Genomic DNA, 6,477 nt, shown 5'->3' with positions numbered 1-6,477 from the left:
CGGTTGGATCACCTCCTTTCTAGAGAAAAGCTTTTAACATTCGCTTGTTAAAAGCCAAAGAGTATTACCTGACAAAAGAGCTTCTTGTTGCTTAGTTTTGAAGGATTGAGCTTATTCTTTCTTATTTGTTATCTCCTTGATTTTTGTTTGGTTTTTGACTTTTACAACCTTTCGTAAGACCTTGACTTTAATTTTGAGTTTGGGTATAACAGCTTCCCTTGGTTTGGGAGATTGGTTTCGTTTTACGATCTGTCTCCTGATCCATGGGCGCTAAAAAGGCGAAATTTAATCATAGGAGTATTCTCAAATGATAAAATTATATTTTGGCATTAACGATCCAAACGAATTTGTTTCATGCGGTAGATTTGTTCAATTTGCCGATAAGCAAGGTTTGGGTTGTCTGCTCTATAAACTTACAAAAGAAGGAAATTAAATGAAAAAAGACAAAAGTAATGTTGGTTATAATTATAGAAATGCAAATGATAATTATCAAGGGCTACATGGAACTGCGGCTCTTTTAAAAGAAATGTCGGATTTGGGTGGACCGAACAAATTTATAGCTAAATATGGTCCACGCATTAATGGAATAGTAGAAGAACTGCTTAAGCTGGACAAACTCTACAAAAAGGTTTCTGGAGATGTCAATAAGTTTTTGCTTGACTTGGTTGATGATCATACGCCAGATAAAAAGAAGTAGCTAAATCCTAGGTCAAGGTAACTTAAGCTCTTACCAAGGAGCCTTAAGTTACTAGGCATTCAATATTAAGTAGATGCTAAATAAATAAATATACAATAGATATTTAGTTTTTAAAACAACAAAAACCACTCATAAACAACCATTTAATAAGATTATCAAACCAATTCAAAAATGCTAGTGTTTAGTAGATTGTAAAGTCTCACTATAGTGTAAAACATTCATAAAAAAAATGAATTTGTAAAAGGAATAAACCCTATCAATAGGACAAAAAGTTTTTGGGATTTCTCAAAATTTCGTTTGAGTGAGTTTAAAGAGATAGATAAATCAACCATTTATTCCATTTAAAAGAGTGTGAGTTTAGGTATAAGGAAAATCAGGTTTATGGGAATGGATATGGAAAGTGGTGGGGTTATTTTGCAATACTCTAAATCCTAAAACGCTTTAAAAGTTATCGTTTGATTGGAATCAGGCTCTTTTATAGCCAACACTCCATTGAAACAGAATCAAAAACAAAAACCATAGCCCACCAAACAAAGAGCTAACACCCAATAAGGGAAAAGGCTAAACGAAAGCATGGTGCATAGGTGTAGTGCACACCGGCAAGTTTGATGAGCAGGAAGCACTTCAAACAGCCTTTCATCGGTTTTAAGTCTGTTTTCTATCAGCCATTGGTATTGCTTCCTGAATAATTTTTCTTGCATGAGATAATAAGCGTCTAAAAACCAAAAACATAGAAGTAGCACCCCTAAAACGCATAACCCATAAGAATTAGAAATCGCTTCTATTTTAAGGGATAAAACCCCAACTACAAGAGCGAGAGTCCATTTTTTGCATTCTAAAGAATTTTGCGTCATTCTGTTGATAATGCCTTGCAAGATTTTAAGCTCTTCTATAAGGATTTTTGCTCTGTCTTTTGGGGTATTTTCCATGTTTAAGGCTTATTTTTTCTCAAAATTAAATTTGTAAGTGCCTTTGTTGGTTTGGAGTTCGGCTTCCAAAAGTTTTGAGCATCTATAAGAGATTACTACAGAATTCCCAAATTTCAATTCTTGTTGCATAGGGATATGTTTATCTTGCAATTCTTTGACTTTTTGTTCTATCCATTGGATCTTATTTGTTGTCTCGCTTAAACTAGCTTGGTATTTTTGCAAGTTTTCTGTCAAAGGTTGTAACTCCTTATCTGTTATTACCTTAAGTTTTTCTGGAGCACTGCTCACAATTTCTTTAAAAATAAAGTTGGTTATAGTGGGTAATTTTTCATTTACAGATCTTATAAAGGATGGATTAAATTTGAATCTATCTATTTTGCCATAGCTTGCAATAAGATCTGATGCTATTTTGGAAATTTCTTGGTTATTGATGGAGTCAGCATAGCCTTTTAAGATTTCTAGCTCTAACTTTATACTTTCATTCAAGTCTACAGAATCACCATCATTGATACCAAGATAATAAGAACACCAACCAAGGTATGTATACTTATCAATCCCTTGTGATCCTTCCAAGCATTGTCCCTCTTTTCTTACAATATCCTTTTTAATTCCGCTCATATTTGCAGTAAATATATTTTTAATATCTTTTTGAAGGTAATAAAAGAACTTGAGTGTATCATTATTAATATAATAAGACGCTTCACTTGAAAGTGATTTTTTGAGATGGTCAAAAATAAAAGTTCTTTGTTGTTGTAATTGTATGTATTGTTTAGAATTTTCATCCAGGGTTTTAAGTTTATTCTCTGTGTTGAAATTCCAACCATAGAATTTTTCAATGGTGTCCAATTCTTTCATTTTGTCTTCAAATTCTTTTAGGGATTGTTGCTTAAGGGCAATTGCTTGTTGGGTTTCGTTTGAGTATTTCTCAAGGCTTTGTTTGGCGTTTTCGGATTTCTCTTTTTCTTGTATGAGCCTTTCTAAACTTACAGGGACTTGTAAGGTGGAATATTCACAATTCCCACGATTAAGATTGAGATTTTCAAGAGTAACGCTATCTACCTTAGAGTTTATTTGCAGTTGGCTTCCATAATCAACCATTTCAACCGGCGATTCACCACTCCCACAGCCCACTAAATACAACGCCAAACAGCTTGCACCCAATAATTTTTGGTAAGTTTTCATTTTGCATCCTTTGTTATAAGATTAAAAGCGATTTTCTTGCACAAACTATCAAGAGAGATAGGTTTAAACCTCCTTAATAAGTTTGTGATATCGTAAGAAATACACATGGCTTTAATGTGTGATTCTTTTATGGTGGTGTCAGCTATAAGAGTGTTAGCGATTTTCAACTCTTCATAAATCCATGCGGAATAAGTGATTTTTAATAGATCTTGATTAAGAGAAACACTATTCTTGCTTTGTAAAAACACGAAATAAGGGCATTTTTTGATCATGCATTCTAAAGACTCCCTGAGAATGAGCGTGAAAGCGTCTTCAATCCTACTTATATCATCGTATTTTGCCAATTTGTTTAAGACATCGTCTTTATAATCCCAAAAAAGCGAGTCTATAAACACTTTGCGTTTTATTTGGTTTTCTAAATAGTTTTTAACTTCTAAAGCCTTATTTATGTCTGCATGCGAGTGCGAGAGAAATACTTGAGCGTTTTTTAGCTGCGGTTTGAACGGGCTAAAAAAGGCTTCCTGTAACTCTCTATGATTTAAAATAATGTCTTTTCTACTGCCATGTTTTTTAAGAATATTTCTAATTTTTTGGGCAATGTGATCGAGTTCAAAAACGGGCAACATGGAAAAATCATTGCTGTTTCTAGTAAGATTATAGAAAAATAAATCCCCATCTATATTATCTGCATCAATGATATAAGTTTCCAAATATTTTTGCCTTTTATTTAAGTTCCCTTTAAAATCTTTTGATTATAGTAGACTTAGACTTAGACTTAGACTTAGCTTAAGAGTGCTTGAATTTTGGGGTGTTGGGGGTCGTTAGAATAGCTAAAAACCACCGCTAAAAAAAGCCTTTTTGCAAACAAAAAGAGCGTAAAAACTTGCAAGCCAAACTGCCCTAAAAACGCAAAAAACCAACAAAAACAATCAAAAAACCTCTTCGCATGCCTTTTTGTCTTTATGGAGTAAGCATTCTTTTTGCAGCTCTATAAAACGCTTCTTCCTTTCTTTTTCGGTCATACCGCTAGGCTTTTCAATGGGGCGTGAAATCTTTGAAGTGGGGGTGAATTGGGGCGCATACCCCAGTTTATTGACTGCATAAAAGCCTAAAGCGGCGATTAAAATAAAAATCCAATCTGTTTTTCTGATCTTGGGGCAAAATTTACACGCCATGATTTAATCCTTAAAACATTTGAAGTATAATACACTCTTATGGTCAAATATTAAGTTTAGGAAAAGCTGCATGTGGAGTTTCATTCAAAAAATCTTTAAGGCTTTAATCATTATGCCTTTAGATTTCATCACGAAGTATTTCAAGTCGTTTGTGTTGTTGTTGATTGTGTTAGTCTTTTTTAGCGCTAAAGAAAGCGCGCCAAGCGAACCGCCCAATCTCGCTAAACTCTATTTAAATGGGGCGATTTTTAGCACCGAGGATTTTGACAAAGAAGTGGATAAAATCCTAAAAACCCCTAGCATTAAGGGCGTTTTGCTTTTGATTGACTCTCCTGGTGGGGCTGTGTCAGCGAGCGTGGAATTGAGCGAAAAAATCGCTGATCTGAAGCAAAAAATGCCCGTTTTAGCGTATGCTAGGGGGGTTATGGCGAGCGGGAGCTATTATGCGGGCATGCAAGCGAGCGAAGTTTATGCCTCTAAAGCGAGTTTGATCGGATCGATTGGGGTGATTTTTTCTAGCGCGAATGTGGAAAATTTGCTCAATAAAGTCGGCGTAGCCACTCAAGGCGTGCATGCGGGCGAATATAAAGAAATAGGCACTTTCACCAGAGCGTGGAAACCCAACGAAAAAGATTTTTTGCAAAATTTAGTCAATGAGCAATACCAAATGTTTGTGAATGATGTCGCAAAAGCCAGGAAATTAGACGCTAAGGATTATAAGGATTTTGCTGAAGGGAAGGTCTTTAGCGCTCAAAACGCTCTAAAATTAAAACTCATTGATAAAATCAGCACGATCAAACAAGCCCAAGATCGCTTAATGGAATTGAGTAAGGTTAAAAAAGCCTATTGGCTAGAAAAAAGCCCTATGGAACGCTTCATTGAAAAGGCCACGCAATCAGCAAGTAATATCATCACGCAGGCCTTTGGCTATCAATTATTAATGAGATAAAGATGTTAGAATTTATTTTAAAAATTCAAGCTAGAGACTCTAAAGGCTTGGTGAGCGCAATTAGCACCACTATCGCTGACAAGGGCTATAACATCGTCAAAAACGATGAATTTGTTGATCCCTTAAAACAGCGCTTTTTCATGCGGCTAAAAATCCAAAAAGAAATGAAGCCCTTGAATACTGAAATTAAAGAGCAAGAAGAGCGATCCTTAAAAACCGCTCTTTTTAAAGCCTTAGAAAACTTTAACGAGCTACTGATTGAAGTCATTTTAACGCATAAAAAAAACATCATTTTACTCGCTACTAAAGAGAGTCATTGCTTAGGGGATTTGCTTTTAAGGGTGTATGGGGGGGAATTGAACGCTCAAATTTTAGGCGTTATTTCTAATTACGAGATTTTACGCCCTTTAGTGGAAAAATTTGACATCCCTTATTTTTATGCACCTTGTATTGATCAAAACTTGCATGAAAAAGAGATTTTAACAATCATTAAAGACTTGGAATTAAAACACAAAGTGAGCGCGGATTTGCTCGTTTTAGCCAAATACATGCGCATCTTAAGCCATGATTTTACGAAGCGCTATGAAAATCAGATCTTAAATATCCATCATAGTTTCTTGCCTGCATTCATTGGGGCTAACCCTTACCAGCAAGCGTTTGAAAGGGGCGTGAAAGTCATCGGGGCCACGGCGCATTTTGTGAATGAAAGCCTTGATGCCGGGCCGATTATCATACAAGACACTCTGCCCATTAACCACAATTACAGCGTGGAAAAAATGCGCCTAGCGGGTAAGGATATAGAAAAACTGGTTTTGGCTAGGGCCTTAAAACTCGTTTTAGAAGACAGGGTGTTTGTGCATGAAAACAAAACGGTGGTGTTTTGAATGCTTCCATTAGCACCCCTTAGGATTATTTGACAGAACGCATGGACGCATTAACAACGCCCTTACCAAAGGATTGGGAAGCGGTAAAAGTAGAAGATATTTTTGAAATCATCACGGATTTTTCAGCTGCTGGATCCTTTGCACAACAAAGTCAAATGGTTCAATATACAAACGATAGAACAAATTATGCACAACTAATACGAACAACCGAATTAAAAAATGGTTTTAACAATACAAATGCTATTTATATCAACAAAGAGGCGTTTGAATTTCTGTGGCGTGTTAATCTTAACAGCGATGCAATTATATTGCCAAATATAGGAAATTGTGGAGAAATTTATTATGTGGATATTAAAAAATTAATTCATAAACATAACGCATTAGCACCAAATGCCATTTTGCTAAGAACAAAGAAAGCCAACCTAAAATTTTTATTTTATGCTTTTTTAGATACATGGTTTCAAAAACAATTAATAAACATTATAACCTCATCAGCACAACCAAAATTCACTAAAACTGACTTAAGAGACTTACTAATCCCCCTACCCCCCCTAAACGAACAAATCGCTATCGCTAACGTTTTAAGCGATTTGGATCATTATCTTTATTCTTTAGACGCCCTCATTCTTAAAAAAGAGAGCGTTAAAAAAGCTTTAAGCTT

The 6,477-nt window shown here is 35.3% G+C and carries 8 protein-coding genes; 4 read left to right on the top strand and 4 right to left on the bottom strand.

Annotation, left to right across the window (positions count from 1 at the left end; all coding sequences use genetic code 11):
- Positions 1-433: 433 nt before the first annotated feature.
- Positions 434-697 (top strand): hypothetical protein, encoded by a 264-nt coding sequence (locus H7N67_RS07725; protein ID WP_042636733.1) that lies wholly within the window; start codon positions 434-436, stop codon positions 695-697.
- 503 nt (positions 698-1,200) lie between these two features.
- Here H7N67_RS07725 and H7N67_RS07720 read toward each other — a convergent pair.
- From H7N67_RS07720 to H7N67_RS07700, 4 genes are all read right to left on the bottom strand, one after another.
- Positions 1,201-1,626, bottom strand: coding sequence for a hypothetical protein (locus tag H7N67_RS07720; RefSeq protein WP_042636734.1), 426 nt, complete (start codon positions 1,624-1,626; stop codon positions 1,201-1,203).
- 9 nt (positions 1,627-1,635) lie between these two features.
- A complete protein-coding gene (locus H7N67_RS07715) occupies positions 1,636-2,808 on the bottom strand; it encodes a hypothetical protein (protein ID WP_187939598.1) in 1,173 nt (390 codons plus the stop codon).
- Positions 2,805-3,518 (bottom strand): TIR domain-containing protein, encoded by a 714-nt coding sequence (locus H7N67_RS07710; RefSeq protein WP_042636736.1) that lies wholly within the window; start codon positions 3,516-3,518, stop codon positions 2,805-2,807. Before H7N67_RS07710 ends, H7N67_RS07715 begins: the two co-directional genes overlap by 4 nt.
- Positions 3,519-3,737: 219 nt before the next feature.
- Positions 3,738-3,983: a hypothetical protein gene (locus H7N67_RS07700; RefSeq protein ID WP_187939597.1), complete on the bottom strand. Its 246-nt coding sequence runs from the start codon at positions 3,981-3,983 to the stop codon at positions 3,738-3,740.
- A 70-nt stretch (positions 3,984-4,053) separates the two neighbouring features.
- On the opposite strand from H7N67_RS07700, the gene sppA reads away from it, so the two are divergent.
- From sppA to H7N67_RS07685, 3 genes are all read left to right on the top strand, one after another.
- Positions 4,054-4,932: a signal peptide peptidase SppA gene (sppA, locus tag H7N67_RS07695; protein WP_187939596.1), complete on the top strand. Its 879-nt coding sequence runs from the start codon at positions 4,054-4,056 to the stop codon at positions 4,930-4,932.
- A gap of 2 nt (positions 4,933-4,934) precedes the next feature.
- Positions 4,935-5,816 (top strand): formyltetrahydrofolate deformylase, encoded by an 882-nt coding sequence (gene purU, locus H7N67_RS07690; RefSeq protein WP_187939595.1) that lies wholly within the window; start codon positions 4,935-4,937, stop codon positions 5,814-5,816.
- Positions 5,817-5,845: 29 nt separating this feature from the next.
- Positions 5,846-6,477 (top strand): restriction endonuclease subunit S (locus tag H7N67_RS07685; RefSeq protein ID WP_232263051.1); only part of this gene is annotated, 632 nt, incomplete at its 3' end.

Source organism: Helicobacter pylori (assembly GCF_014498195.1).
In the GTDB taxonomy this organism is placed as follows: Bacteria; Campylobacterota; Campylobacteria; order Campylobacterales; family Helicobacteraceae; genus Helicobacter; species Helicobacter pylori_DO.
The sequence above is the reverse complement of the archived record's forward strand: the minus strand, read 5'-3'. Positions and strand labels throughout refer to the sequence as shown.

Excerpts from the sequence above, each read along its gene's own strand:
- H7N67_RS07725 (WP_042636733.1), top strand. The coding sequence starts at position 434 with ATGAAAAAAGACAAAAGTAATGTTGGTTATAATTATAGAAATGCAAAT.
- H7N67_RS07720 (WP_042636734.1), bottom strand. The coding sequence starts at position 1,626 with ATGGAAAATACCCCAAAAGACAGAGCAAAAATCCTTATAGAAGAGCTT.
- H7N67_RS07715 (WP_187939598.1), bottom strand. The coding sequence starts at position 2,808 with ATGAAAACTTACCAAAAATTATTGGGTGCAAGCTGTTTGGCGTTGTAT.
- H7N67_RS07700 (WP_187939597.1), bottom strand. The coding sequence starts at position 3,983 with ATGGCGTGTAAATTTTGCCCCAAGATCAGAAAAACAGATTGGATTTTT.
- sppA (WP_187939596.1), top strand. The coding sequence starts at position 4,054 with ATGTGGAGTTTCATTCAAAAAATCTTTAAGGCTTTAATCATTATGCCT.
- purU (WP_187939595.1), top strand. The coding sequence starts at position 4,935 with ATGTTAGAATTTATTTTAAAAATTCAAGCTAGAGACTCTAAAGGCTTG.